20 protein-coding genes are annotated in these 26,859 nt (G+C 71.2%); 5 read left to right on the forward strand and 15 right to left on the reverse strand.

Annotated elements, in window-relative coordinates:
* Nucleotides 1-13 precede the first annotated feature (13 nt).
* The 4 genes from ACIOHP_RS09790 to hrcA all read right to left on the reverse strand — a co-directional run bounded on the left by ACIOHP_RS09790 (nt 14) and on the right by hrcA (nt 4,145).
* Complete coding sequence (locus ACIOHP_RS09790) at nt 14-754, reverse strand: 16S rRNA (uracil(1498)-N(3))-methyltransferase (protein ID WP_401885114.1); 741 nt, start codon at nt 752-754, stop codon at nt 14-16.
* The gene (locus ACIOHP_RS09795; protein ID WP_401885118.1) at nt 751-1,836 is read right to left on the reverse strand and encodes a nitronate monooxygenase; all 1,086 of its coding nucleotides are present in this window, start codon (nt 1,834-1,836) and stop codon (nt 751-753) included. The genes ACIOHP_RS09790 and ACIOHP_RS09795 overlap by 4 nt, the downstream gene beginning before the upstream one ends.
* 155 nt (nt 1,837-1,991) lie before the next feature.
* Entirely contained in the window at nt 1,992-3,128 is a 1,137-nt protein-coding gene (gene dnaJ, locus ACIOHP_RS09800; protein ID WP_046262750.1) for a molecular chaperone DnaJ, read from the reverse strand.
* Nucleotides 3,129-4,145, reverse strand: a complete 1,017-nt coding sequence (gene hrcA / locus ACIOHP_RS09805; RefSeq protein ID WP_266892532.1) for a heat-inducible transcriptional repressor HrcA — start codon at nt 4,143-4,145, stop codon at nt 3,129-3,131.
* 150 nt (nt 4,146-4,295) lie between these two features.
* On the opposite strand from hrcA, the gene ACIOHP_RS09810 reads away from it, so the two are divergent.
* Together ACIOHP_RS09810 and ACIOHP_RS09815 are read left to right on the forward strand one after the other, a co-directional pair.
* Nucleotides 4,296-5,027, forward strand: a complete 732-nt coding sequence (locus tag ACIOHP_RS09810) for an MBL fold metallo-hydrolase (RefSeq protein ID WP_401885126.1) — start codon at nt 4,296-4,298, stop codon at nt 5,025-5,027.
* A 31-nt stretch (nt 5,028-5,058) separates the two neighbouring features.
* Nucleotides 5,059-5,862 carry a DUF3097 domain-containing protein gene (locus ACIOHP_RS09815; RefSeq protein WP_401885132.1) on the forward strand — a complete coding sequence of 268 codons (804 nt, stop codon included), beginning with the start codon at nt 5,059-5,061 and terminating at the stop codon, nt 5,860-5,862.
* A 105-nt stretch (nt 5,863-5,967) separates the two neighbouring features.
* On the opposite strand, the gene hemW is transcribed toward ACIOHP_RS09815, so the two are convergent.
* A complete protein-coding gene (gene hemW, locus ACIOHP_RS09820; RefSeq protein WP_401885137.1) occupies nt 5,968-7,200 on the reverse strand; it encodes a radical SAM family heme chaperone HemW in 1,233 nt (410 codons plus the stop codon).
* Nucleotides 7,201-7,236: 36 nt separating this feature from the next.
* Nucleotides 7,237-9,165, reverse strand: a complete 1,929-nt coding sequence (locus ACIOHP_RS09825; protein ID WP_401885141.1) for a SpoIIE family protein phosphatase — start codon at nt 9,163-9,165, stop codon at nt 7,237-7,239.
* 102 nt (nt 9,166-9,267) lie between these two features.
* On the opposite strand from ACIOHP_RS09825, the gene ACIOHP_RS09830 reads away from it, so the two are divergent.
* Both ACIOHP_RS09830 and ACIOHP_RS09835 read left to right on the forward strand, forming a co-directional pair.
* Nucleotides 9,268-13,443: a HAMP domain-containing protein gene (locus tag ACIOHP_RS09830; RefSeq protein ID WP_401885147.1), complete on the forward strand. Its 4,176-nt coding sequence runs from the start codon at nt 9,268-9,270 to the stop codon at nt 13,441-13,443.
* 12 nt (nt 13,444-13,455) lie between these two features.
* Nucleotides 13,456-14,019 (forward strand): response regulator, encoded by a 564-nt coding sequence (locus ACIOHP_RS09835; RefSeq protein ID WP_361540685.1) that lies wholly within the window; start codon nt 13,456-13,458, stop codon nt 14,017-14,019.
* Nucleotides 14,020-14,024: 5 nt separating this feature from the next.
* Here the strand turns inward: ACIOHP_RS09835 and ACIOHP_RS09840 are convergent, their stop codons facing one another.
* Both ACIOHP_RS09840 and lepA read right to left on the reverse strand, forming a co-directional pair.
* Nucleotides 14,025-15,899, reverse strand: a complete 1,875-nt coding sequence (locus ACIOHP_RS09840) for an AMP-dependent synthetase/ligase (protein WP_401885154.1) — start codon at nt 15,897-15,899, stop codon at nt 14,025-14,027.
* 231 nt (nt 15,900-16,130) lie between these two features.
* The gene (gene lepA / locus ACIOHP_RS09845) at nt 16,131-17,999 is read right to left on the reverse strand and encodes a translation elongation factor 4 (protein ID WP_046262757.1); all 1,869 of its coding nucleotides are present in this window, start codon (nt 17,997-17,999) and stop codon (nt 16,131-16,133) included.
* Between the two features lie 222 nt (nt 18,000-18,221).
* Between lepA and rpsT the strand changes: the two genes are divergently transcribed.
* Nucleotides 18,222-18,488, forward strand: coding sequence for a 30S ribosomal protein S20 (rpsT, locus tag ACIOHP_RS09850; protein WP_093909403.1), 267 nt, complete (start codon nt 18,222-18,224; stop codon nt 18,486-18,488).
* Between the two features lie 407 nt (nt 18,489-18,895).
* On the opposite strand, the gene holA is transcribed toward rpsT, so the two are convergent.
* The 7 genes from holA to ACIOHP_RS09885 form a co-directional block, all read right to left on the reverse strand.
* Entirely contained in the window at nt 18,896-19,885 is a 990-nt protein-coding gene (gene holA / locus ACIOHP_RS09855; RefSeq protein ID WP_361540693.1) for a DNA polymerase III subunit delta, read from the reverse strand.
* A gap of 73 nt (nt 19,886-19,958) precedes the next feature.
* Nucleotides 19,959-20,204 carry a hypothetical protein gene (locus ACIOHP_RS09860; RefSeq protein ID WP_351679045.1) on the reverse strand — a complete coding sequence of 82 codons (246 nt, stop codon included), beginning with the start codon at nt 20,202-20,204 and terminating at the stop codon, nt 19,959-19,961.
* A gap of 88 nt (nt 20,205-20,292) precedes the next feature.
* A complete protein-coding gene (locus ACIOHP_RS09865) occupies nt 20,293-21,123 on the reverse strand; it encodes an arylamine N-acetyltransferase (protein ID WP_401885164.1) in 831 nt (276 codons plus the stop codon).
* 4 nt (nt 21,124-21,127) lie between these two features.
* Complete coding sequence (locus ACIOHP_RS09870) at nt 21,128-23,899, reverse strand: ComEC/Rec2 family competence protein (RefSeq protein WP_401885167.1); 2,772 nt, start codon at nt 23,897-23,899, stop codon at nt 21,128-21,130.
* Nucleotides 23,896-24,951 (reverse strand): helix-hairpin-helix domain-containing protein, encoded by a 1,056-nt coding sequence (locus ACIOHP_RS09875; protein ID WP_401885170.1) that lies wholly within the window; start codon nt 24,949-24,951, stop codon nt 23,896-23,898. Before ACIOHP_RS09875 ends, ACIOHP_RS09870 begins: the two co-directional genes overlap by 4 nt.
* Before the next feature lie 154 nt (nt 24,952-25,105).
* A complete protein-coding gene (locus tag ACIOHP_RS09880; protein WP_307030749.1) occupies nt 25,106-25,951 on the reverse strand; it encodes a DegV family protein in 846 nt (281 codons plus the stop codon).
* A 72-nt stretch (nt 25,952-26,023) separates the two neighbouring features.
* Nucleotides 26,024-26,755, reverse strand: a complete 732-nt coding sequence (locus ACIOHP_RS09885) for a hypothetical protein (RefSeq protein WP_401885173.1) — start codon at nt 26,753-26,755, stop codon at nt 26,024-26,026.
* Nucleotides 26,756-26,859 lie beyond the last annotated feature (104 nt).

Consider the following 26,859-nt stretch of genomic DNA (forward strand, 5'->3'; position numbering starts at 1 on the left):
TTCCCTCTGGTTCTCAGGACCAGCGGCCGGTGCGCGCGAGGAGCACGGCGGTCGCGGCGGTCCCGGCGGTCGATGTACGCAGCACGGTACGCCCGAGGACGTACGGCTTGCCGCCCGCCTCCTCGAACAGCGCCAACTCCTCGGGGGAGACGCCCCCTTCGGGCCCGACGACGAGCACGATGTCGCCCTCGGCGGGGAGTTCGACGGTGGCCAGCGGTTCGTCACCGCTCTCGTGGAGTACGGCGGCGAAGTCGGCCTCGGCGAGCAGCGCCGCGACCTGCTTGGAGGTGGCCAGGTCCGCGACCTCGGGGAAGCGGAACCGCCGGGACTGCTTGCCGGCCTCGCGGGCGGTGGACCGCCACTTGCCGAGGGCCTTCAGTCCGCGGTCGCCCTTCCACTGGGTGATGCAGCGGGAGGCCTGCCAGGGCACGATCGCGTCGACGCCGGTCTCGGTCATGGTCTCGACGGCCAGCTCCCCGCGGTCGCCCTTGGGGAGGGCCTGGACGACGGTGATCCGGGGGGACTCCGCGGGTTCCTCGGACACCGAGGTCATGTGGACGATCAGCCGGTCCTTGCCTTCGGTGCCGATCACGTCGCACACCGCGTAGCGGCCCGCGCCGTCGGTGAGGACGACCTCCTCGCCGGGCTGGAGCCGCTTCACGGAGACCGCGTGCCGTCCCTCGGGCCCCTCCAGGACGTAGCGTCCGCCGGCCCCGGCGTCGAAGTGCTCGACCACGAACACGGGAGCCGTCATCGGAGGTCGTCGCCCTTCGGGAAGACCGACAACGCTGTCCGGGCGTCGGCGAGTTCGGCGACCAGCACCTCCATCAGCCGCCCGGCGGGCAGCTCACGCGCCATGCGGTGGCCCTGGCCGGCCCACAGGGCCATGCCCTGCGCGTCCTTGGCCTTGGCGGCGGCCTTCCGCAGCGGGGAGGTGAGGTGGTGGATCTCCGGGTAGGCCGCGGGGGCGTACCGGCCGTGCTCGCGCAGGAAGCGGTTGACGAGCCCGCGGGCGGGGCGGCCGGAGAAGGCACGGGTCAACTCGGTGCGCACGAAGAGGGGGTTGGTGAGCGCCTGCTTGTGGACGGGCGCGGCGCCGGACTCCGTGGTGGCGAGGAAGGCGGTGCCGAGCTGGGCGGCGGCGGCACCGGCCGCGAGGACGGCGGCGATCTGGCTGCCGCGCATGATGCCGCCGGCGGCGACGACGGGGATGGCGACGGTCTCGCGGATCTGCCCGACGAGCGACAGCAGCCCTATCCCGGTCCCGTCGTTCTCCGGGATGTCACGGTGGGTCCCCTGATGCCCGCCGGCCTCCACGCCCTGCGCGATGACCGCGTCCGCCCCGGCCCGCTGCACGGCGAGGGCCTCCTCGGCGGTCGTCGCGGTGACGAGGGTGAAGGTTCCCGCGCGCCGCAGGGACTCCAGCACCTCGCCGCTGGGCACGCCGAAGTGGAAGGACACCACCGGCACCGGGTTGTCGAGCAGTACGGCGAGCTTGGCGTCGTATCCGTCGTCACGTCCGCTGTCGGGGTCCCCGAGCTCGGTCTCGTACCAGGAGGCCTCGCCGGACAGCTGGTGCGCGTACACCTCGACGGCGGCCGGGTCGGCATACTCCGGCTGCGGCATGAACAGGTTGACCCCGAAAGGCCGCCCGGTCAGCCCCCGCAACTGCTTGATCTCCTGATACAGCCCGTCCGCGGTCTTGTACCCGGCGGCAAGAAACCCGAGCCCCCCGGCATCGGACACGGCGGCGGCGAGCTGCGGCACGGAGACGCCGCCCGCCATGGGGGCCTGCACGATCGGATGGGGGAAAAGATCGGTCAGCGCGGAGGACATGAGCGCATGTTGTCACGTCCTCCGAACAAGTCCGAATCCGGCCTTCCACTGGCATAGGACAGCGGAATGGGCGCGGGGTGAGGGCCTTGACCGCTCGTCGCGGACCGGCGAAAACCAGCCCGTCCGGCGCTTGAGGACGAGCCCCTCGCCCCCGCTCACCGACCGTTGAACGCGTCCTTCAACCGCGAGAACAAGCCCTGCTGCCCCGGCTGGAACTGCCCCGTGGGCCGCTCCTCGCCCCGCAGCTTCGCCAGCTCCCGCAGCAGCCGCTCCTGCTCCGGATCCAGCTTGTTCGGCGTCTGCACCTCGACATGGACGATGAGGTCACCCCGCCCTCCGCCGCGCAGATGCGTGACACCACGCCCGTGCAGCGGAATCGACTGACCGGACTGCGTGCCCGGCCGGATGTCGACCTCCTCCAGCCCGTCCAGCGTCTCCAGCGGCACCTTGGTGCCGAGAGACGCCGCGGTCATCGGGAGCGTGACCGTGCAGTGCAGATCGTCACCACGCCGCTGGAACTGCGAGTGCGGCAATTCGTGGATCTCGACGTAGAGGTCACCGGCGGGACCCCCACCGGGCCCGACCTCACCCTCACCGGCGAGCTGGATCCGCGTGCCGTTGTCGACACCGGCCGGAATCTTGACCGTGAGGGTGCGACGGGACCGTACGCGACCGTCGCCCGCGCACTCGGGGCACGGCGTCGGAACGACCGTCCCGAACCCCTGGCACTGCGGACACGGCCGGGACGTCATGACCTGCCCCAGGAACGACCGCGTCACCTGCGACACCTCACCGCGCCCGCGGCACATGTCACACGTCTGGGCGGAGGTCCCCGGCGCCGCGCCCTCACCACTACAGGTGGTGCACACGATCGCCGTGTCGACCTGGATGTCCTTCGTCGTGCCGAAGGCCGCCTCGTCGAGCTCGATCTCCAGCCGGATCATCGCGTCCTGGCCGCGCCGCGTACGCGACCGCGGGCCCCGCTGCGACGCCGTACCGAAGAACGCGTCCATGATGTCCGAGAAGTTCCCGAACCCACCGGCCCCGAAGCCGCCCGCGCCACCGCCGCCCGCCTGGGACAGAGGGTCGCCGCCGAGGTCGTAGACCTGCTTCTTCTGCGGGTCCGAGAGCACCTCGTAAGCGGCGTTGATCTCCTTGAACCGCTCCTGGGTCTTCGGATCAGGGTTGACATCCGGGTGCAGCTCGCGAGCGAGCCGACGGAAGGCCTTCTTGATCTCTTCCTGCGACGCGTCGCGGCGCACGCCGAGAACGGCGTAGTAGTCCGTGGCCACTTACGACTCCGCCAGGATCTGTCCGACGTACCGTGCCACTGCGCGTACCGCTCCCATCGTTCCCGGGTAATCCATGCGGGTCGGTCCGACCACGCCGAGCTTGGCTACTGCCTCGCCGCCCGAACCGTAGCCGACCGACACGACAGACGTGGAGTTGAGTCCCTCATAGGCGTTCTCATGACCGATGCGTACGGTCATGCCCGAATCCCCGGCCTCACCAAGCAACTTGAGGAGCACGACCTGCTCCTCGAGGGCTTCGAGCACCGGACGGATAGTGAGGGGGAAGTCATGCCCGAAGCGGGTGAGATTGGCGGTTCCGCCGATCATCAACCGCTCCTCGTTCTCCTCGACGAGTGTCTCCAGAAGGGTGGAGAGCACGGTCGAGACGGTGCCGCGGTCCTCCAGGTCGAAGCCCTCGGGGAGGTCCTCGACGAGCATCGGCACATCGCTGAAGCGCCGACCCGCGACCTTGCTGTTGAGCCGCGCCCGCAGATCGGCGAGGGACGTCTCGCCGAAGGGCGCCGGGCAGTCGATCATCCGCTGCTCGACCCGCCCGGTGTCCGTGATCAGCACGAGCATCAGGCGTGCGGGTGCGAGCGCGAGCAGTTCGACATGGCGCACGGTGGACCGGGTGAGCGAGGGGTACTGCACCACCGCGACCTGCCGTGTGAGCTGCGCGAGCAGCCGTACGGTCCGCGCCACCACGTCGTCGAGATCGACGGCGCCGTCGAGGAAGTTCTGGATGGCGCGCCGCTCGGGCGCGGTCATCGGCTTGACGCCCGCGAGCTTGTCGACGAACAGCCGGTAGCCCTTGTCCGTGGGGATCCGCCCGGCGCTGGTGTGCGGCTGGGCGATGAACCCCTCGTCCTCCAGGGCCGCCATGTCGTTGCGGATCGTCGCCGGGGAGACGCCGAGGCTGTGCCGCTCGGTGAGGGCCTTGGAACCGACCGGCTCCTCGGTGCCCACGTAGTCCTGGACGATGGCGCGCAGCACCTGAAGCCTGCGTTCACTCAGCATCGCGCACACCTCCAGAAGTCGTTCCCGCTGCGCTTGCCTGGCACTCTGTCCGTCCGAGTGCCAGCATCCCCCGGCCCAGTGTACGGCGGTGGGGTACCGCCCGGGCAAGGTCGGTCCTGCCGCGACCGCTCGTACGGCTAGCGTCGCCGTATGACGGTGACTTGGGAAGAGCTGGGATGGGAGCGGGTGGCGACCGGGGTCGGGCGGTGCCGGCTGCCGGGCTGGGACTGCACAGCGGGGCTGGTCGTCGGTTCGGGGACCGCCCTGCTGATCGACGCCGGATCGAGCCTCGGCGAGGGCGCGCGGCTGCGGGCGCAGGCCGAATCGCTCGCCGGGCATCGTGTGACCCATCTCGCGCTGACCCATCCCCACTTCGACCATGTCTTCGGGGCGGCGGCGTTCGCGGGGGCGGAGGTGTACGGGCCGGTGGGCATGGACGCGCTGTTCGACCAGCACCAGGCCCGCGAGGCGCTGCGCGCGGACGCGATCGGCAACGGCCTGGACCCGGCGCTGGCCGACGAGGCGGTCGACGCCCTGCCCCGCCCCCGCCATCATGTCTCCGGCGAGTGGACCCTCGATCTCGGCGGCGGCCGCCAGGTCCTGCTGGCGAACGTCGGCCCCGGCCATACCGGCCACGACCTCGTGGTCCTGGTGCCGGGCTCCCCCGAGGTGGTCTTCTGCGGCGACCTGGTCGAGGAGTCCGGCGAACCGCAGGCGGGCCCCGACGCCGTACCGTCGCACTGGCCGGCGGCGCTGGACCGACTGCTGGACCTGGGCGGCGAGGACGCTTTGTACGTACCCGGTCACGGAGCGGTGGTGGACGCGGCGTTCGTACGACGGCAGCGCGACGCCCTGGCGGCCCGCTTCGGCGTGTCGCGTTAGGTGACGGCGGGCTTCTCCTATCGTCATCCGAATGCGCCAGTACTCCGCCGACCTGACCCCTCCCTGGAAGAAGCCGAAGCCCGTCCCCGAGGTCCCGGCGGAGCCCGGCCTGGTGGTCGAGGAACCCGGTACCGGTTTCTGCGGTGCGGTGATCCGCTGCGAGGCGGGCACGGTGACCCTGGAGGACCGCTTCGGCAAGCACCGGGTGTTCCCGATGGAGCCGAGGGGCTTCCTGCTGGAGGGCCGGGTGGTGACGCTCGTACGTCCCACCGGTCAGGCGCCGCTGCGTCCCACCCGTACGGCATCCGGCTCGGTGGCCGTCCCCGGCGCCCGCGCCCGGGTGGCCCGCGCCGGCCGTATCTACGTCGAGGGCCGGCACGACGCGGAACTGGTGGAGAAGGTCTGGGGCGACGACCTGCGCATCGAGGGCGTGGTCGTGGAGTACCTGGAGGGCGTCGACGACCTCCCCTCGATCGTCGAGGAGTTCGCGCCGGGCCCGGACGCCCGGCTGGGCGTCCTGGTGGACCACTTGGTGCCGGGCACCAAGGAGTGGCGCATCGCACAGTCGGTGACCAGCGAACACGCCCTCGTCGTCGGCCACCCGTACATCGACATCTGGGAGGCGGTGAAACCGTCGTCCCTGGGCATCGCCGGCTGGCCCCGGGTGCCGCACGGCCAGGACTGGAAGACGGGCGTGTGCCAGGCCCTGGGCTGGCCCTCGGAGAACACGGGCGCGGTCTGGCAGGCGATCCTGAAGCGGGTGGGGTCCTACAAGGACCTGGAGCCGGAGCTGCTGGGACGGGTGGAGGAACTGATCGACTTCGTAACGGCGTAAAAAGGCGAACCGCACCCACCTAAGGGGCGCGGGGCTGTATCGATTTGCGGCTCCGCCGCGTGGGCGCGACCAGCCACGACGAACCCGCAGCCGCCCGACGACCCCTCAGTCCACCAGGTCCCGCACCACCGCGTCCGCCAGCAGCCGCCCCCGCAGGGTGAGCACCGCGCGCCCCGCGCCATACGGCTCCTCCTGGAGAAGTCCGTCCGACAACGCCCGGCGGGAGGCCCGCAGCCCCGCCTCCCGCAGCAGCGACAACGGCACCCCCTCCAGAAGCCGCAGCTCCAGCAGGATCCGCTCGACCCGTCGGTCCTCCTCGGACAGGAGCTCACGGCCCGCCCCCGGCGACCGGCCCGCCGCCAGCGCCCCGGCGTAGGCCCCCGGATGCTTCACGTTCCACCAGCGCACCCCGCCCACGTGGGAGTGCGCGCCGGGGCCCGCGCCCCACCAGTCGGCGCCGCGCCAGTACAGCTCGTTGTGGAGGCAGCGGCCCGCCTCCGAGGTGGCCCAGTTGGAGACCTCGTACCAGTCGTAGCCCGCCTCGGAGAGCACCGACTCCGCGATGAGATAGCGGTCCGCGTGGACGTCGTCGTCGGTCATCGGGACCTCGCCGCGCCGGATACGGCGGGCCAGCTGGGTGCCCTCCTCGACGATCAGCGCGTACGCGCTGACGTGGTCCGGGCCCGCGCCGATCGCCGCCTCCAGGGAGGCCCGCCAGTCGTCGTCCGACTCACCGGGGGTGCCGTAGATCAGGTCCAGGTTGACGTGCGAGAACCCGGCCGCCCGGGCCTCCGCCACGCACGCCTCGGGGCGGCCCGGGGTGTGGGTGCGGTCGAGCACCTTCAGCACGTGCTGCCGGGCGCTCTGCATGCCGAAGGAGATCCGGTTGAAGCCGCCCTGCCGCAGGGTGGCCAGATATGCCGGGTCCACGGACTCCGGGTTCGCCTCCGTCGTGATCTCCGCGTCCGGCGCCAGCCCGAACTCGTCACGGATCGCCGCCAGCATCCGGACGAGGTCGTCCGCGGCCAGCAGGGTCGGCGTACCGCCGCCGACGAACACCGTGCGGACCTGGCGCGGGTCGTCGCCGAGGACCTTGCGGGCCAGCCGGATCTCGTCGATCAGGGTGTCGGCGTAGTTGTCGCGGGAGGCCAGCACACCGCCCGTGCCGCGCAGCTCGGTCGCCGTGTAGGTGTTGAAGTCGCAGTAGCCGCAGCGGGTCGCGCAGTACGGAACGTGCAGGTAGAACCCGAGGGGGCGGGCGTCGGCCCCGGCGAGTGCGGACGCGGGGAGCGCGCCGTCGTCGGGGACGGGCTCGCCGTCGGGGAGTGCGGAAGGCATGTCCTCCATTGTCCAGGACCGTGGCGACTGCTCCGGCTACTCCGCCTGAAGCACCAGCAGCGCGAGATCGTCCTCCGGCGGCCCTACGCCGAACTCGTGCACCAGCCGTCTGACGCGCTCCGCGATGAGCGGGGCGGTGAGCCCGGCACAGCCGGCGAGCGCCGTCGCGAGGCCGTCGCCGTCGTCGAACTGGCGGGGGCCGCAGCGCCGCTCCGTCACCCCGTCCGTGACGGCGAGCAGGGTGTCGCCGGGCCGCAGCTCGAAGGTCTCGCTGGTGTACGTCTCGTCCTCGACGACCCCGAGCAGGGTCTGCGGCCGGGCCACGGTGCGGACCTCGCCGCCCGCGCCGAGGAGCAGCGGCAGTGGATGCCCGGCGGAGGCGAGGGTGCAGCGCACACCGCCGTCGAAGGGGGCCAGCTCGCCGTAGAGGAGGGAGAGGAAGCGGGTCTGGGGGCCGTCGCCGGTCAGGGACCGGCCGCCCGCGGCGATCAGTGCGCGGGCGGCGGCGTCGGCGGCCTCCGTGGCGTCGTCGAGGAGCAGCTGGTTGAGGCGGTCCAGGACGTCGGCGACGCGGTAGCCCTCGCGGGCGAGGAGCCGCAGCCAGGGGCGGGCCAGGCCGATCACCACGGCGGCCTCGGGGCCCTTGCCCTGGACGTCGCCGACCGCGAAGCACCAGCGGCCGTCGCCGGCCGGGAAGAGGTCGTAGAAGTCGCCGCTGGGGCCGCCCTTGTCGCACGGCTCGTACACCAGCGCGCTGCGCATCCCGGGGATCTCCGCGACCGCGCCGGGCAGCAGCCCGCGCTGGAGGATGGCGCTGATGGTGGCCTGGCGGGCGTACTGGCGGGCCGCGCCGATGGCGAGGGCGACCCGGCGGCCGAGGTCCTCGACCAGGCCGGTGATCTCGTCGGGGAAGCGGAGCAGTCCGGACCGTCCGATGACGAGCGTGCCGAGCGGCCGCCCGCCCGCGATCAGCCGGTACGCCAGTGCCGTGCCGTGCTCCCCGCGCGCGCCCAGCGCGTCGCCGGGCCAGGGGAACGGCACGGGGCCGGAGCGCGGCGGGTCCACCGGTCTGGGCGGGTCCTTCTCCAGGGCCCGGCGCAGTTCCTCGATCCGGCTCTCGTGGCCGTGCCAGACGCGGGCGAGCCGTGGGCCCACCCCGCCGGTCCCGTCGCCGCCCCAGACGCCGCCGCGCCCCATGTGCTCGTCCTCCAGCCACACCGCGCACCAGTCGGCGAGCCGCGGCACGATCAGCTGTCCGGCGAGGGCGGCGACCAGGTCCTCGTCGAGCTGTCCGGCGAGCAGGTCGGAGGCCTCGGCCAGAAAGGACAGCGCGCCGCGGTTGAGCCACTCCCGGTCGCGTTCGGTGCGGCGGGGCTCGGGGGCGAGGACCCCGGCGATCTCCAGGCCGTGCACCCCCGCGTACGTCCCGTCCTGCCCCTCGTACGCCCCGCTCTGCCCGACGGTCGCGCTGTCCTCCTCGGTCAGCCGCGCCCACACGGTCTTGGTGCCCTTGCGGTAGGTGATGCCCCAGGACTCGGCGAGGGTGGCGACGAGGCGCAGTCCGCGGCCGTACTCGGGTGTCTCGTACGACGGTTCGCCCGTGCCGTCGCGCGGTGCGCGCGAGGGGTGCTGGTCGGCGACCTCGACGACGAGGGCACCGGTCTCCGTCTCCAGCCGGCACTCCAGATCGACGTCGGTGCCGGCGTGCACGACCGCGTTGGTGACGAGTTCGCTGACGACCACGACGGCGTCGTCGGCCAGCCGGTCGGTGAGCGGTGCCGTGCCGGGCAGGCCCAGTTCGGCCCACTCGGAGAGGGCGGCGCGCAGAAGGGCGCGGGCGGCGCCCGGCGCGACGGAGCTGCCCGCGAGAGTGGCGTGCGCCCGGGCGCACGGAAGCACACTCCTGCGCACGGGGGCATCACCAGCACCGGGATCGGTCTCCCGTTGCGCCGGAATGGCCCCCATGTCCCGCTCCCCGAGCAGTTCGGACGAATACACCTCGGTCAGTGCGGACAGAGTGACAGACTGGCCCCGCCCATATGCGCCGAGTTACCGAAGTGGGCCGCCATGAGTGAGAACAGTGCTACGCGTGTGCTCGAAGACGGACCGAAAGATGACCAGATTCGAGCATCGGACCTGCGTCCGCTGCTCGCCGCGATGACGGCCGCCCGGGACGGGCACTTCGCGAAGGTGCCGGAGACCGGCGCCTGTGGCGTCACGGGCGAACTGACCGCGATCTTCAATCAGCTGGTCGACCGCAACGTCCACTTCACCACCGAGGTCCAGCGTGTGAAAAGGGAGCTGGTGCGGCACGGCCGGCTCGACGAGCGGCTCTCGCCGAGCCCCGGCGCGGGCGCCTGGGCGTCCCGGGTCAGTGATGTGAACCAGCTGCTCGACGCCCTGGTGGCCCCGGCGGCGAACGCGACCCGGGTCCTGGACGCGGTGGCCGGCGGCGATCTGACCCAGCGGGTCGACCTGCACGACGGCAACCGGCAGTTGCGCGGCGATCTGCGGCGGCTGGGGCGGGCCGTGAACAAGATGGTCGACCAGTTGTCGTTGTTCACCGGCGAGGTGACCCGGGTGGCGCGCGAGGTCGGCACCGAAGGGCGGCTGGGCGGCCGGGCCAAGGTGCAGGGGCTGTCGGGAAGTTGGCGTGATGTGACCGAGGCGGTCAACACCATGGCGTCCCGGCTGACGGCCCAGGTGCGGGACATCGCCCTGGTGACCACGTCCGTGGCGCGCGGCGACCTGACCCGTTCCGTCACCGTCGAGGCGACCGGTGAACTGCTCGAACTGAAGCTGACCGTGAACACGATGGTCGACCAGCTCTCCGCCTTCGCCGACGAGGTCACCCGCGTCGCCCGCGAGGTCGGCACCGAGGGGCAGTTGGGCGGCCGCGCCCAGGTGCGGGGCGTGTCGGGGGTGTGGAAGGACCTCACCGACAACGTCAACTTCATGGCGTCGAACCTGACCTCGCAGGTCCGCAACATCGCCCAGGTGACGACCGCCGTCGCCAACGGCGACCTGAGTCAGAAGATCACCGTCGCCGCGCAGGGCGAGATCCTGGAGCTGAAGTCCACCATCAACACGATGGTGGACCAGCTCTCCGCCTTCGCCGACGAGGTGACCCGCGTCGCCCGCGAGGTCGGCACCGAGGGCAACCTCGGCGGGCGCGCTCAGGTGCGGGGTGTGAGCGGTGTCTGGAAGGACCTCACCGACAACGTCAACTTCATGGCGGACAACCTCACTTCGCAGGTGCGGAACATCGCCCTGGTCTCCACCGCCGTGGCCCAGGGCGACCTCGGCAAGAAGATCACCGTGGACGCGCGCGGCGAGATCCTGGAGCTCAAGTCCACCATCAACACGATGGTCGACCAGCTCTCCGCCTTCGCCGACGAGGTCACCCGCGTCGCCCGCGAGGTCGGCACCGAGGGCAACCTCGGCGGCCAGGCGCAGGTGCGCGGTGTGTCGGGCGTCTGGAAGGACCTCACCGACAACGTCAACTTCATGGCCCTGAACCTGACTTCGCAGGTCCGCAACATCGCCCAGGTGACGACCGCCGTCGCCAACGGCGACCTCTCCAAGAAGATCACCGTGGACGCGCGCGGCGAGATCCTCGAACTCAAGGACACCGTCAACACGATGGTGGAGCAGCTGCGCGCCTTCGCCGACGAGGTCACCCGCGTCGCCCGCGAGGTCGGCACCGACGGCCGGCTCGGCGGCCGCGCCCAGGTGCTGGGGGTGTCCGGGGTGTGGCGGGACCTGACGGACAACGTCAACTACATGGCGGACAACCTCACTTCGCAGGTCCGCAACATCGCCCAGGTGACCACGGCCGTCGCCAACGGCGACCTCTCCAAGAAGATCGACGTGGACGCCCGGGGCGAGATCCTGGAGCTGAAGACCGCCATCAACACCATGGTCGACACGCTGTCCTCCTTCTCCTCCGAGGTCACCCGCGTGGCCCGCGAGGTCGGCTCCGAGGGCCAGCTCGGCGGCCAGGCCAGGGTCGAGGGCGTGTACGGCACCTGGAAGCGCCTGACGACGAACGTGAACGAGCTCGCCCTGAACCTGACCACCCAGGTCCGCGCGATCGCCGAGGTCGCCTCCGCGGTGGCCCAGGGCGACATGTCCCGCTCGATCACCGTGGAGACACAGGGCGAGGTCACCGAACTCAAGGACAACATCAACCTGATGGTGGCCAACCTCCGCGAGACCACCCGCGCCAAGGACTGGCTGGAGTCCAACCTGGCCCGCCTGGCCGCGCTGATGCAGGGCCACCGGGACCTGATGGAGGTCGCCGACCTGCTGCTGCGCGAGCTGACCCCGCTGGTGAACGCCCAGTACGGCGCGTTCTTCCTGGCCGACCCCGACGAGGACAGCGCCGCTCTGCGCACAACCGTTCCCGCGAAAGGACTCGCGTTCATCGCCGGCTACGGCTCGGCACAGGGCGCGACCATGGAGACCGGGGGCCTCCCGGTGCACGGCCTGGTCAGGCAGGCCGCCCGCGAGAAGAAGCGGATCCTCGTCGAGGAGGCCCCGCCGGACTACATCAAGATCAACAGCGGGCTCGGTGAGGCGGCGCCCACCAGCGTGGTCATCATCCCGATCCTCTTCGAGGACAAGCTCCTCGGCGTGATCGAGCTGGCGTCGTTCTCCCGCTTCTCCGACGTCCACCTCGCCTTCTTCGACCAGTTCGTGAACACCATCGCCGTCGCGATCAACACGATCATCGCCAACTCCCGTACGGAGTCCCTGCTCGGCGAGTCCCAGCGCCTGGCCCGCCAGCTCCAGGAGCGCTCCGACGAACTGCAGAAACAGCAGGCGGAGTTGCAGCGCTCGAATGCCGAACTGGAGGAGAAGGCGGCTTTGTTGGCGACCAGCTCCCAGTACAAGTCGGAGTTCCTGGCGAACATGTCGCACGAGCTGCGCACCCCGCTCAACTCCCTGCTGATCCTGGCCCGGCTGCTCTCCGACAACCCCGACGGCCATCTCTCCGACCAGGAGGTGCAGTTCGCGACGACGATCCACCGCTCGGGCTCGGACCTCCTCCAGCTGATCAACGACATCCTCGACCTGTCGAAGATCGAGGCCGGCCGGATGGACGTACGCCCGAAGAAGCTGCCGCTGATCAAGCTGCTCGACTACGTCCACGCCACCTTCCGCCCGCTCACCCTCGACCGGGGGCTCGCCTTCGAGGTGGCGGTCGGCGAGGACGTGCCGCGCGAGATGTACTCGGACGAGCAGCGGCTCCAGCAGATCCTGCGCAACCTGCTCTCCAACGCGATCAAGTTCACCGCGTCGGGCCGGGTCGAGCTGCGCGTCAACCGGGTCACGGACACCGAGCTCCACTACGTCCGCGACAGCGGCCAGGTGATCGCCTTCTCCGTCAGCGACACCGGCATCGGCATCGCGCGGGAGAAGCTGCCGGTGATCTTCGAGGCGTTCCAGCAGGCCGACGGCACCACCAACCGCAAGTACGGCGGCACCGGACTCGGTCTGTCGATCAGCCGTGAGATCGCCGGGCTGCTCGGTGGCCGGATCGTCGCCGAGAGCGAGCCCGGCAAGGGCTCCACGTTCACGCTGTACGTCCCCGTGGTCAGCCCCGGCCACTCGGCGACCGGCCCCACCCCCGAGGAACACACCCTGCCGGTACCGGAACAGCTGTCGACCGAGCCCTTCACCTCCGCCGAGGTGGACGACTCCTGGCCGACGCCCACCAAGCTGGAGGCGTGGAAGAGGGGCCGGGCGGGACAGGTGCTGCCCGGGCGGCGGGTGCTGATCGTCGACGACGACATCCGCAACGTCTTCGCACTGACCCATGTCCTGGGCCGGGTCGGCATGCCCGTCCTCTACGCCGAGAACGGCCGGGAGGGCATCGAGACGCTGGAGCGCAACCCGGACGTCGAACTCGTCCTGATGGACATCATGATGCCGGAGATGGACGGTTACGAGACGATCGCCGCCATCCGCCGCACCCCGCGCTGGACGGGCCTGCCGATCGTCGCGCTGACCGCGAAGGCGATGCCGGGAGACCGGGAGAAGTCGATCGCGCGGGGCGCCAACGACTACGTACCCAAGCCGGTCGACGTGGACCAGCTGCTGACCGTCGTGTGCGCGCTCCTCGACCCGGAGGGCCCGCAGGGCGACGATGGCACCCAGGGGCCCGCGGCCGACGCGGTGACCGACGCAGCGGAACCGGGCATGACAGGGGAAGTGCCGGTCCCGCCGACGACCGAATGAGGCACAGTCACCATGAGCGCTGAGGCAACGACCGAAGAGCGCGCCAGCATCCTCCTCGTCGACGACATGGAGGACAACCTGGTCGCCCTGGAGGCCGTCCTGGGGTCCCTCAACGAGCCGCTCGTCCGCGCGCGTTCGGGCGAGGAAGCCATGAAGGCACTGCTGCGGCAGCAGTTCGCCCTCGTCCTGCTCGACGTCCGCATGCCGGGCATGGACGGCTTCGAGACCGCCGCGAACATCAAACGGCTCGATCAGACCAAGGACGTCCCGATCATCTTCCTGACCGGCGCGGAGGACGACTCCGGCTACGCCTTCCGCGGCTACGCGACCGGCGCCGCGGACTATCTGACCAAGCCCTTCGACCCCTGGGTGCTCAGGGCGAAGGTCACCGTCTTCCTGGACCTGCACCGCAAGAACCAGCAACTGGAGCGGCTGCTGGCCCATGACCAGGGCGAGGTGAACACCCGACTGGCCGACCTGGAGAACCAACTCTCCGGGGAGAACCCCCCGGACCTGGCGGCACTGCGCACACAGGTCCGGGAGCTACGTCAACTGGTCAGCAGAGGGCGCCTCTAACGCCCTTAGGCCTCGCGGGCCCCGGCGTACATCTCGTCGATGAGGTGCTTGTACTCCCGCTCCACCACCGGCCGCTTCAGCTTCAGGCTCGGTGTGATCTCGCCGTGCTCGACGTCGAGGTCACGCGGCAGCAGCCGGAACTTCTTGATGGTCTGCCAGCGCTGGAGACCCTCGTTGAGTTCCTTGATGTGGCCCTCGATCATCTCGACGGTGGCCGGCGCGGCCACGACCTCGGCGTACGACTTGCCCTCCAGGCCGTTCTCCTTCGCCCAGCCGAGGATCGACACCTCGTCGAGGGCGATGAGCGCGGTGCAGAAGTTCCGGTCGGCGCCGTGCACCAGGATGTTGGAGACGTACGGGCACACCGACTTGAACTGTCCCTCGACCTCGGTGGGCGCGATGTACTTGCCGCCGGAGGTCTTGAAGAGGTCCTTCTTGCGGTCGGTGATGCGGAGGTAGCCGTCGGGCGACAGCTCGCCGATGTCACCGGTGTGGAACCAGCCGTCGGCCTCAAGGACCTCGGCGGTCTTCTCCGACAGCCCGTGGTAGCCCTCCATGATGCCGGGCCCGCGCAGCAGGATCTCGCCGTCCTCCGCGATCCGCACCTCCGTGCCGGGCAGCGGCTTGCCCACCGTGCCGGTGCGGTACGCCTCGCCCGGGTTCACGAAGGAGGCGGCCGAGGACTCGGTCAGGCCGTAGCCCTCGAGGATGTGGATGCCGGCGCCGGAGAAGAAGAACCCGATCTCGGGGGCGAGGGCCACGGAGCCGGAGACACAGGCGCGCAGATTGCCGCCGAAGGCCTCGCGGATCTTGGCGTACACCAGCTTGTCGGCGACCGCGTGCTTGGCGGCGAGGCCGAAGGGGGCGCTCGCCGTGCCGGTGCGGCGGAAGTTGTCCTGGGTGACCTTGGCGTACTCGCGGGCGACCTCGGCGGCCCAGCGGAAGATCTTGTACTTGGCGCCGCCGCCCGCACGGGCCTTGTTGGCGATGCCGTTGTAGACCTTCTCGAAGATGCGCGGGACGGCCGCCATGTACGTCGGCTGCACGATCGGCAGATTCTCGATGATCTTGTCGACACGGCCGTCGACGGCGGTGACGTGACCGACCTCGATCTGCCCCGAAGTGAGCACCTTGCCGAAGACGTGGGCGAGCGGCAGCCACAGGTACTGCACGTCCTCGACGCTCACCAGGCCGGTCGCGGCGATCGCCTTCGCCATGTACGCCCAGTTGTCGTGCGGCAGGCGGACACCCTTGGGGCGGCCGGTGGTGCCGGAGGTGTAGATGAGGGTGGCGAGCTGGTCCTTGGTGATCGCGCCGACCCGCTCCTTGATCAGGTCGGGGTCCTTCTCCAGGCGGGCCGCGCCACGGGCCTCCAACTCGGCGAGGGTCAGCACCCAGTCGCCGGTCTCCACGCCCTCGGCGTCGATGACCACGACATGGGTCAGGTCGGGCAGCTCGGCGCGCTTGTCCTGCGCCTTGGCCAGCTGCTCGGCGTTCTCCGCGAACAGCACGCGGCTGTCGGAGTCGGCGACGATGAACGCGGACTCGTCGGCGTTGGTCTGCGGATACACCGTGGTCGTGGCGGCACCGGCGCACAGGATGCCGAGGTCCGCGAGGATCCACTCGATCCGGGTCGCGGAGGACAGGGCGACCCGCTGCTCGGGCTGCACCCCGAGCTCGATCAGGCCGGCGGCGATGGCGTAGACCCGCTCGGCGGTCTGCCCCCAGGTCAGCGACTTCCAGTCGTCGGGACCCTCGCCGGAGGCCGAGGGCACGGGGTAGCGGTACGCCTCGGCGTCCGGTGTGGCCGAAACGCGCTCCAGGAAGAGGGTCGCCACGCTCGGCGGACGGTTCTCGATCAGGGTCTGTGTGTCGCTCACGACATCCTCCGGGGCCCGCGACAGTGCGGCGGCTGGCTCGGTGCGGCTGGTGACTCGATGGGGTGTTGTTTAACTCACGAGTAACTATCGAGTGGAGATCAGAGTAGAGCGCGACCGACGCCGATGTAAGGGGCGGCGGCCTGTCACTTTCTACAGAGCGCGACGTTACGCACGCGTAGGGGCCCGTCGCTCTCACCCGCGACAGGCCCCTATTCTCACGGGAAAACGGCGCTACTTCTTGCCCTTGCCGGAACCCGCGTTGTCGTCGCTGCTCAGCACGGCGATGAAGGCCTCCTGCGGAACCTCCACAGAGCCCACCATCTTCATCCGCTTCTTGCCCTCCTTCTGCTTCTCCAGCAGCTTCCGCTTACGGGAGATGTCACCGCCGTAGCACTTGGCGAGGACGTCCTTGCGGATGGCGCGGATGGTCTCGCGGGCGATGACCCGGGAGCCGATGGCGGCCTGGATCGGCACCTCGAAGGCCTGCCGCGGGATGAGCTCGCGCAGCTTGGCGACGAGCCGCACGCCGTACGCGTACGCCGCGTCCTTGTGCGTGACCGCCGAGAAGGCGTCCACCTTGTCGCCGTGCAGCAGGATGTCGACCTTGACCAGGCTGGAGGCCTGCTCGCCGGTGGGCTCGTAGTCGAGGGACGCGTAGCCGCGCGTCTTGGACTTCAGCTGGTCGAAGAAGTCGAAGACGATCTCCGCGAGCGGGAGGGTGTAGCGGATCTCGACCCGGTCCTCGGAGAGGTAGTCCATGCCGAGCAGGGTGCCGCGCCGGGTCTGGCACAGCTCCATGATCGAGCCGATGAACTCGGAGGGCGCGAGGATCGTGGCGCGTACGACGGGCTCGTACACGTCGTCGATCTTCCCCTCGGGGAACTCGCTCGGGTTGGTGACGGTGTGCTCGGAACCGTCCTCCATGACGACGCGGTAGACCACGTTCGGCGCGGTGGCGATGAGGTCGAGCCCGAACTCGCGCTCCAGCCGCTCGCGGATCACGTCGAGGTGCAGCAGGCCCAGGAAGCCGACGCGGAAACCGAAGCCGAGGGCGGCGGAGGTCTCCGGCTCGTACACCAGCGCGGCGTCGTTGAGCTGGAGCTTGTCGAGGGCGTCGCGCAGCTCGGGGTAGTCGGAGCCGTCCAGCGGATACAGACCCGAGAAGACCATCGGCTTCGGGTCCTTGTAACCGCCGAGCGCCTCGGTGGCCCCCTTGTGCAGGGTGGTGATCGTGTCACCGACCTTGGACTGGCGGACGTCCTTCACACCGGTGATCAGATAGCCGACCTCGCCGACACCGAGGCCGTCGGCCGACTTCATCTCGGGGGCCGAGACGCCGATCTCCAGCAGCTCGTGGGTCGCGCCGGTGGACATCATGCGGATCCGCTCACGCTTGTTGAGCTGACCGTCGATGACACGGACGTACGTCACGACACCGCGGTAGGAGTCGTAGACGGAGTCGAAGATCATGGCGCGGGCGGGTGCGTCCTGGATGCCGACCGGCGCGGGGACGTCGGCGACCACCCGGTCAAGGAGCGCCTCGACGCCCAGGCCCGTCTTGGCGGAGACCTTGAGGACGTCGTCGGGGTCGCAGCCGATGAGGTTGGCGAGCTCCTCGGAGAACTTCTCCGGCTGGGCGGCCGGCAGGTCGATCTTGTTCAGTACGGGGATGATCTTGAGGTCGTTCTCCATCGCCAGGTACAGGTTGGCGAGAGTCTGGGCCTCGATGCCCTGGGCGGCGTCGACCAGGAGGACGGTGCCCTCACAGGCGGCCAGCGACCGGGACACCTCGTACGTGAAGTCCACGTGCCCCGGGGTGTCGATCATGTTGAGGATGTGGGTCTTGCCCGGGTCCTCGGTCGGGGCCCAGGGCAGTCGGACCGCCTGGGACTTGATCGTGATGCCACGCTCACGCTCGATGTCCATGCGGTCGAGGTACTGAGCACGCATCTGGCGCTGATCGACCACTCCGGTCAGCTGGAGCATGCGGTCGGCGAGCGTGGACTTGCCGTGGTCGATGTGCGCGATGATGCAGAAATTGCGGATCAGAGCCGGGTCGGTACGGCTCGGCTCGGGCACATTGTTAGGGGTCGCGGGCACGCAGGGTCCTGTCTCTTGAGGCGCCTTGTGCCTCGGGTCGGATCGATACGTAGGCTCCATGGTCCCATGGGCGGCGACCGGAGGCCGTTTTGGGCCGTCGGTCGGCCCACTGGTACTGTGGGTCGCTGTGTCTCCTGCCCTCTCAGCACGAGGCACACCCCAAGAAATCACCTGGCCCGGGTCCCTTGTGGTCCCGTGCCTGAACCTGAAAAGGCTCAATCAGTGGCGAACATCAAGTCCCAGATCAAGCGGATCAAGACCAACGAGAAGGCTCGGCTGCGCAACAAGGCCGTCAAGTCCTCTCTGAAGACCGCCATCCGCAAGGCCCGTGAGGCCGCTGCCGCGGGTGACACCGAGAAGGCCACCGAGTACCAGCGCGCTGCCGCGCGTCAGCTCGACAAGGCCGTCGCCAAGGGCGTCATCCACAAGAACCAGGCCGCCAACAAGAAGTCGGCGCTTGCTTCGAAGGTCGCTTCCCTCAAGGGCTGACACCTCTATCTGATCTGATCTTTTTGATCTGACTGCCGGAAGGACCCAGAGCGGGCCCTCTCTCATCCGCTCCCACCCGGCACCCAGAGCTCGTACGCGGCCTGCGTTCGCCACGCGGGTATGAGCTCGAAAGCTTGGTCCGAAGGCCCCGGAGCCCACCCTTCCCCAGGGCGGAAGCCGGGGCCTTCGGCATGCGCTGTCACGACTGGGCGATCTCAGCCCGTCCGGTCTTCAGCCCGCCCGGCGTTTGAGGACGAGGCCGCTTCGGGGCCGAAACAGGGGGTCCGGGGGCGCAACCCACCAGGACCGGGGTCGAAGGGGCAGCGCCCCCCGGAGGACGGGACGGGTAGGGGCGACGGGGGCGAAAACAGCCAACGCCTGCCACGGACGCCCCTCAGCGAGACCCGCTACGCCCGCCCTCGCGACCGCGCCGCCCGAGCGATCACCACGACCGCCTTCTCCAGGGCGTACTCAGGATCGTCCCCCCCGCCCTTCACCCCCGCATCCGCCTCGGCAACGGCCCGCAGCGCCACAGAGACCCCATCCGGCGTCCACCCCCGCATCTGCTGCCGCACCCGATCGATCTTCCACGGCGGCATCCCCAGCTCCCGCGCGAGATCCGCCGGCCGCCCACCCCGAGCCGACGACAGCTTCCCGATCGCCCGCACCCCCTGAGCCAGCGCACTCGTGATCATCACCGGCGCCACCCCCGTGGCCAACGACCACCGCAACGCCTCCAGCGCCTCCGCCGCCCGCCCCTCCACCGCCCGGTCGGCGACGGTGAAGCTCGACGCCTCGGCCCGCCCGGTGTAGTACCGCCCCACGACCGCCTCGTCGATCGTCCCCTCGACATCGGCGACCAGCTGCGACACGGCCGAGGCCAGCTCCCGCAGATCACTCCCGATCGCATCGACAAGCACCTGACAGGCCTCGGGTGTGGCCGACCGCCCGGTCGCCCGGAACTCCTGCCGCACGAAGGCCAGCCGATCCGCCGGCTTGGTCATCTTCGGACAGGCGATCTCCCGCGCTCCCACCTTCCGCGCGGCGTCGAGCAACCCCTTGCCCTTCGCCCCGCCGGCATGCAGCAGCACGAGCGTGATCTCCTCGGCGGGGGCCGAGAGATACGCCTTCACGTCCTTCACGGTGTCGGCCGACAGATCCTGCGCGTTGCGTACGACCACGACCTTGCGCTCCGCGAAGAGCGAGGGACTGGTCAACTCGGCGAGCGTGCCGGGCTGCAGCTGTTCCGGGTTCAGATCCCGTACGTCCGTGTCGGCGTCAGCCGCCTTCGCGGCGGCCACCACCTCCCGCACGGCACGGTCGAGCAGCAGGTCCTCCTGCCCCACGGCCAGCGTCACCGGGGCAAGGGGGTCGTCGTTCGCACTCTTCTTTGCCATCGCCGACAAGCATGGCACGGGCCACTGACAACCAGCCCCGCCCACGGCACGAGCCCGGCGGGCGCCCCCACCCCTACGGCTCCTCCCGCCATCCGTCCCACTCCCCCGCGAACTCGTCCAGCGCCCCGGGATCCAGCCGCCCGTCCTCGTCCCGCAGCACAACGAGCCACTGCGCGTCCTCGGCGTCGTCCTCCCCCGCCAGCGCGTCGCGGACGATGCGCGGCTCCTCAGCCACCCCGAACCGCTCCCTGAGCGCCTCCGCCACCTCCTCCGCGGCATCCCGGTCAGGCAGCACCAGCACATGTCTCACATCGCTCACCCGGCTATTGTCCGGCACCCGGGAAGCCCCGAACCCCAGCTCAGCCCATGACCACCAGGACCTCGTCCGCTGCCGCGGCCCACCCCCCTCACCCCGTCTTCCGCGCCACCGGCACCCGATCGAGCTCCACCCCGAACCGCTCCCGGTACACCCCCAGCACCTCCTCGTCCGTCCCCAGCTCCCGCACCTCTCGGGTCCCGTCCGGCCCCGTCACCGTGAAGCTCCGCCCGCTGAGCGTGATCCTCCCGCCGTCCTCCGTGACCCGCGAACACACCGGCGACCGTGTGAAGTGCGAGGCCGGCGAGGTGCTGTGCCACCAGGCGCCCGCCACGAAGTCCCCGAGCACCCGGGGCCGTACCTCCAGGCGGTACTGGGGCTTGCCGCCCATGAGGACGTCCAGGTCGGCCGCCTCCGCCGCCGTGTGCCCGCCTCGCACCCCGGCCGCGTCCGCCCCGGCCTCGACGACCCGGAACGTGCCCCCGGGATCCTCCTGTTCCCCCCGCGCCTGCATCGCCAGGGGATGGTGGCTGTGCGCCCCGAAGCCGACGTCGGCCAGCCAGTCGCCCCCGTCCACCGTCCGCACCCGCAGGGCGAGGTGGTCGTAGGGGATGCCGAGCCGGCCCTCCTCCCCGTACACCCGGGCCGCGAGCAGTGTCACCTCGAAGCCCAGCGCGGCGAGCAACGCCCCGAAGCAACCGTTGAGTTCGTAGCAGAACCCGCCCCTTCGCGCCCCCACCACCTTGTCCAGCAGCCGCTTCTCCTCCAGCACGATCTCCTCGCCGAGATGGATCGACAGGTTCTCGAAGGGCACGGTCTGCAGATGGCGCAGTTGCAGCTCGCGCAGGACGTCCACAGTGGGCCAGGCCGGGTGCTCGGCACCGAGGCGGCGGAGATAGGCATCAACCTGTGCGGAATTCATGCCCTCAGTCTCCCGCCACCCGCATCGACTCACCCGTTCCCAGGACCGCCAGCGCCCCGTCCTCGTCCGTCCGCAGCACCATCGCCCCCTGGCCCCGCAGCGCCGCGACCGTGCCGGGGGCCGGATGCCCGTACGTGTTGTCCCTCCCCACCGAGATGAGCGCCAGCCGTGGAGCCGCTCTGCGTATCAGTTCCGGATCCTGGTAGGCCGAGCCGTGGTGGGCGACCTTGAGGACGTCCACGCCGCCCAGCAGCGGGCCCGCCGGGGATCTCAACAGGGCGCGCTGGGCCGGGGGTTCGAGGTCGCCGAGGAGGAGGAACCGCAGTCCGCCCGACCGCACGAGGAGGGCGACGCTGGCGTCGTTCGGCCCTTCCGGTTCCGTCGTGAAGGCCGGCGCTCCCGGAGCTCCCCCGACCGGCGGCGGCCACACCACCTCCCAGGCCAGCGCCCCGGTGCGCCGTCGCTCCCCCGCCACGGCACGGGTGAGCGGAATCCGCTGCCGCGCCGCCTGCCGCCGTACGAACTCCACCTGGTCCACCGGCTCCTCGAAGCCGGTCGTCTCGATCGCCCCCACGCTCCGCCCGCGCAGCACGCCGGGCAGCCCCGCCACATGGTCGGCGTGGAAGTGGGTCAGCACGACCAGCGGGATCCTGGTGACGCCGAGGGTGCGCAGACACCGGTCGACGAGCGTCGGATCGGGCCCCGCGTCCACCACCACACCGGTACCGTCGCCCGCCGCGAGCACGGTCGCGTCCCCCTGCCCCACATCGCACATCACCAACCGCCAGCCGGGCGGCGGCCACCCGGTGATCACGCGGGCCAGCGGCGGCGGCTGCACCACCACCAGCAGGAGCAGTGCTCCGCAGACCCCGCACCACGCGGGATGCCGCAACAGCCGCCGCCCGGCCGTCACCACGGCCACCGTGACCAGGGCGAGCAGGAACGCCCCGGTCCAGCTGCCGGGCCAGTCGATCCCGGCGCCGGGCAGGGACGCCCCGGTACGGGCGACGTCCGCGATCCATCCCGCGGGCCAACTCGCGCACCAGGCCAGCGCCTTGGCGACCGGCATCACCAGGGGTGCCGTCGCCAGGGCGGCGAAGCCCAGCACGGTGGCCGGCGCCACGGCGAACTCCACGAGCAGGTTGCACGGCACCGCCACCAGGCTGACCCGCGCCGACAGCACCGCGACGACCGGCGCGCACAGCGCTTGCGCGGCACCCGCGGCGGCCAGTGCCTCGGCCAGCCGCGGTGGCACCCGCCGCGCTCGCAGGGCCGCGCTCCAGCGGGGCGCGAGCGTGAGCAGGGCCCCGGTGGCCAGCACGGACAGCAGGAATCCGTAACTCCGGGCCAGCCAGGGGTCGTACAGCACCAGTAGCAGGACGGCCGTCGCCAGCGCCGGGATCAGCGACCTGCGGCGTCCGGTCGCCAGGGCGAGCAGGACCACGGTTCCGCAGGCCGCGGCCCGCAGCACGCTCGGGTCCGGCCGGCACACGACGACGAAGGCGAGCGTGAGCGCCCCGCCGAGCAGCGCGGTCGTCCGCAGGGGGATGCCGAGCCGGGGTGCGAGCCCCCGGCGCTCGACGCGCTGGGCGAGTCCGGGCGGCCCGATGAGCAGGGCCAGGATGATCGTGAGGTTGCTCCCGGAGACGGCGAGCGTGTGCGCGAGGTCGGTCTCCTTGAACGCCTCGTCCAGGTCCGGGGTGATCCGCGAGGTGTCCCCGACGACGAGCCCCGGCAGCAGCGCCCGCGCATCCCCCGGCAGCCCGTCGGTGGCCTCCCGCAGCCCGCCCCGCAAACGCCCGGCGAACCGCTGCACCCCCGACGGCCCCGCCACGACCTCCGGCGCTCCCTGCCCCCGCACCCGCACCACGGCCGCGACCCTGTCCCCACCCACCATCACCGGCGCCAGCCGCGCCGCGACACGGAACCGCGTGGAGGGCAGCAACCGCAGCCAGGGCGAGGAATCCGGCCCGCCGACCAAGGAGCCGCCACCACCCGCCGCCCGGTCGGCGAAGGGACGCCCACCTGTCGCTCCGTCGGCGAAGCCACCCCCACCTGTCGCCCCGGGGCCGGATCCGTCCCCGCCCATCGCCCCGCCGGAAGGACCCACGCCTCCCTCTCCGCCCCGGGCAACGGCACTCGGATTCCCCCGACCGTCCGAACCCGCGGTCGGCGCCCCGGCCCCTGCGTCCGTACTCCTTGCGGACCCCGTCACGTCGACCATCACCAGCACCGGTGTCCGCGTGTCCACCACCGTCCCGCCCGCCTTCTCCACCCGCCGCACCTCGCCCTTGATCAGCACGGAGGTCGGCGCCGGACGGTCCCCCTGGACCCTCGGCCGGGTGAGCCGGGGATCGGAGGTGACCTCGATCTCGGCGGTCACGGTCGCGTACTCCCGCGCCAGCCCGGGCACGGGCCCACGGCGCAGATCGGCTCCGTGCAGTCCGGCCGAGGCGGCGGCCGCGGCGACGCAGAGCAGCACGGCGGCGACCGGGACCCGCGGCCCCGCACGTCCCCGCGTCAGCAGCAGCACGCCCGCTGCGATCAGACACAGAACGGCCACCCCGGTGATCCACTCGGGCGCGGCGTCCAGCGTCAGCGCCGCCGTCGCCCAGGCGGCCAGCGCGGGTGGGACGAGTCGTAGATCGGCCGGCCCTTCCTGGCGGGGGTTGGCGTCCCCGAGCCGTGTGCCGGAGGCGGCGTGCACGGCTCGGCGGGGCCGGGGCGTCGGCGGTGGGGAGGGGGAGGAGGGCGGACCCTCGGGTACGTGACTCATGGCCGTACGAGATTCCGCAGATCGGCGAAGCGGCGTTCTCCGATGCCGTTGACCTCGCGCAGTTCGTCCACCGAGCGGAAGCCGCCGTGCTGGGTGCGGTAGTCGACGATGTGCTGGGCCAGGACCGGGCCGACCCCCGGCAGGGTGTCCAGCTGGTCCACGGTGGCCGTGTTGAGGGAGACCGGTGCCGCGGGTCCCGCTCCCGGCACCGATCCGGCGGAACTGACCGGTCCGCCGCCCGCCGTGCCGCCCTGGCCGGCCCCGGGCGCGGCAGGGCCGCCGACCACGACCTGCTCGCCGTCCACGAGGAAGCGCGCACGATTGAGCCCCTCGGTGTCCGTACCGGACCGCACCCCACCGGCCGCGCGCAGCGCGTCGGCGACGCGCGAACCCGCGGGGAGCCGGTGGACGCCGGGCTCACGGACCTTGCCGCTGACGTCCACCACGATCTCGGCGACGGGCGAGCCCACCGCGTTCGGCGCACCGGCCGAAGCACCGGGACCGGGCTGCGCACTCGGCTCCGCGAAGGGGGCGGCCACGACTTCGGGTGCCCGCACGGCCTGCGTCCGCCCCGCCCAGAAGTGCTGCGCGGCGAAACCCGCGGCGACGACGAGCACCACCGCCAGCGCGACCACGCTCCGCCGCTCCAAGCCGCACCTGGCCTGCAACCACACCGGCATCCGCTCCCGAAGAGCCAGCCCGGCCCGCACCCGCCGATCCCCCGTCGCAGGAGGAACATCAGCCCAGCCCACCGGTGCCGGCCCGGCATCAGGGCCGAAGCCCGCGTCCGCGCCGATCCCGTCGGCCTCCGCACCGGGCACACCACCCCCGTCGACGCCCGGGGGCCCCGTCCCCGCCTCGCCTCGCTCCCCGACGCGATCGGCGAACATGACCTCCGCACGCCGCCGGAGTTCCTCGGCCGAGGCATACCGGTGCCGGCCCCGTGGCGGCCGGTGGTGGCGTTGGTGGTGGCGGGTACGGACGTCGGAGGCAGGCCCACGGCCCGGCCCACTGGTCGGAGTCGCTGTGTGTGAACGTGATCGAAGTGCCATGCGACGAGGATCGGACACCCGGCGCTCTCGCGATGATCTTGCTCAATTCCCGGGGACGACACACAGGTTGTGGACAACTCCGCCACCCACACGAGTGAGAGCCGACCATCCACAGCCCTCGACGACGGCGTCACCGCGCCTGCGCGTCACCGTCTCACCGCGGCGAGACCACAGTCCCCAACAACCCGGGCCCCGTATGTGCCCCGATCACCGCACCGACCTCACTGACATGCAGATCCGCCAGCCCCGGCACCCGCGCCCGCAGCCGGTCCGCCAGTGCCGACGCCCGGTCGGGGGCGGCGAGATGATGGACAGCGATGTCGACCTGCGCGCTGCCCGCCCGGTCGGCCACGATCTCCTCGAGGCGGGCGATCGCCTTCGACGCGGTGCGCACCTTCTCCAGCGGTTCGATCCGGCCGCCCTGCAACTGGAGCAGCGGCTTGACCGCGAGCGCGGAGCCGAGGAGTGCCTGTGCTGCGCCGATCCGGCCGCCCCGGCGCAGATAGTCGAGAGTGTCGACGTAGAAGAAGGCGGATGTCCCGGCGGCCCGCTTCTCCGCGGCGGTGACGGCCTCGTCCACCGTGCCGCCCGCCTCGGCCACCTCCGCCGCCGCGAGGGCGCAGAAACCGAGGGCCATCGCGATCATCCCGGTGTCCACGACCCGTACCGGCACCGGCGCCTCACGCGCCGCGAGGACCGCCGCGTCGTATGTGCCGGAGAGCTCGGCGGACAGGTGCAGGGAGACGATGCCGGTCGCGCCGGACTCCGCTACCCGCCGGTAGGTCTCCGCGAAGAGCTGGGGGCTGGGGCGCGAGGTGGTGACAGGACGTCGCTTCTGCAGTGCCTGTGCCAGCGATCGGGTCGAGATCTCGGTGCCCTCTTCGAGGGCCTGGTCGCCGAGGACGACGGTCAGGGGCACCGCGGTGATGCCGTGGCGCTCCATCGTCCGCTGCGGCAGGTAGGCCGTTGAATCGGTGACGATCGCGACATGGCGGGACATGAGCTGGAGGTTACCTGCCGTAGCGCCAGGGCGGCAGCCCGACCCCTGTCACCTGGGACAGCCTTGACCGGATCAAGTCGTGCTCTCGGGACGGGGCTTCTTCTGCCAGGGGTACGCGGGGCGCTGTGCCGGCGGGGTGATGGCGGGCCGGGTCGGTTCGTCGGCGGTGCGTGACTTCGGTGTCTCCGGCCAGGTCTGCTGGGCCGTGGTGGCGTCGGCGACGGGTGCCTCGGGCCACGGGGGCGGGGACTGCGCGGGCTCGGTCGGCTCCGCTGTCGTCCAGTGCCGCAGCGCGCCGGCCTCCATGTCGATCTGGGAGCTCAGCGAGTCCAGGTCGTCGTCCGCGAAGCGGCGGGCGCGGTCCCGGGCCGCCCAGCGCAGCGAGTCCGCGGAGTGCGTGATCTGCTCGGTCCGCTCGCGCAGCCCCGGCAGGCGCTCGGCGAGCGTCGCCCGGTCCGGTTCGGACTCCAGGCGCCTGAGTTCGCCGTCCAGCTCGTGTCCGTGCGCGCTGAGCCGCTGGAAGAGGGCGAGGGACTCCTTGAGGGACTCGTCCTCGGCGGCGCCCGCGTGCAGGGCGTCCTGGGTGGCGCGCATGGAGGTGCGCAGCTTCAGCCGCAGTTGGGCCAGCTCGCCCGCCGCGCCGGGCTGGGCGAAGGACTTGGCCCGCAGTGTGTGGTCCTCGACCGTGCGGCGGGCCTGGGTGATGGTGCGGTCCACACCGCGCTTGGCGGCGCCGACCACCTTCACCGTGGCGTAGACACCGAGCACCAGGAAGAGCACGAAAAGCAGAGCGACTATCGCCATCAGTGCCTCCACGATGCTCCTCCTCCGACCGGGCGCGATGTTCCGCGCCGCTCTTCAACGGTAAACGCAAGGGGCAGGCGCGGAGTTCCGGAAGAACCCCGAAC

The sequence above is a fragment of the Streptomyces sp. NPDC087859 genome, assembly GCF_044742595.1.
Classification (GTDB): Bacteria; Actinomycetota; Actinomycetes; order Streptomycetales; family Streptomycetaceae; genus Streptomyces; species Streptomyces canus_F.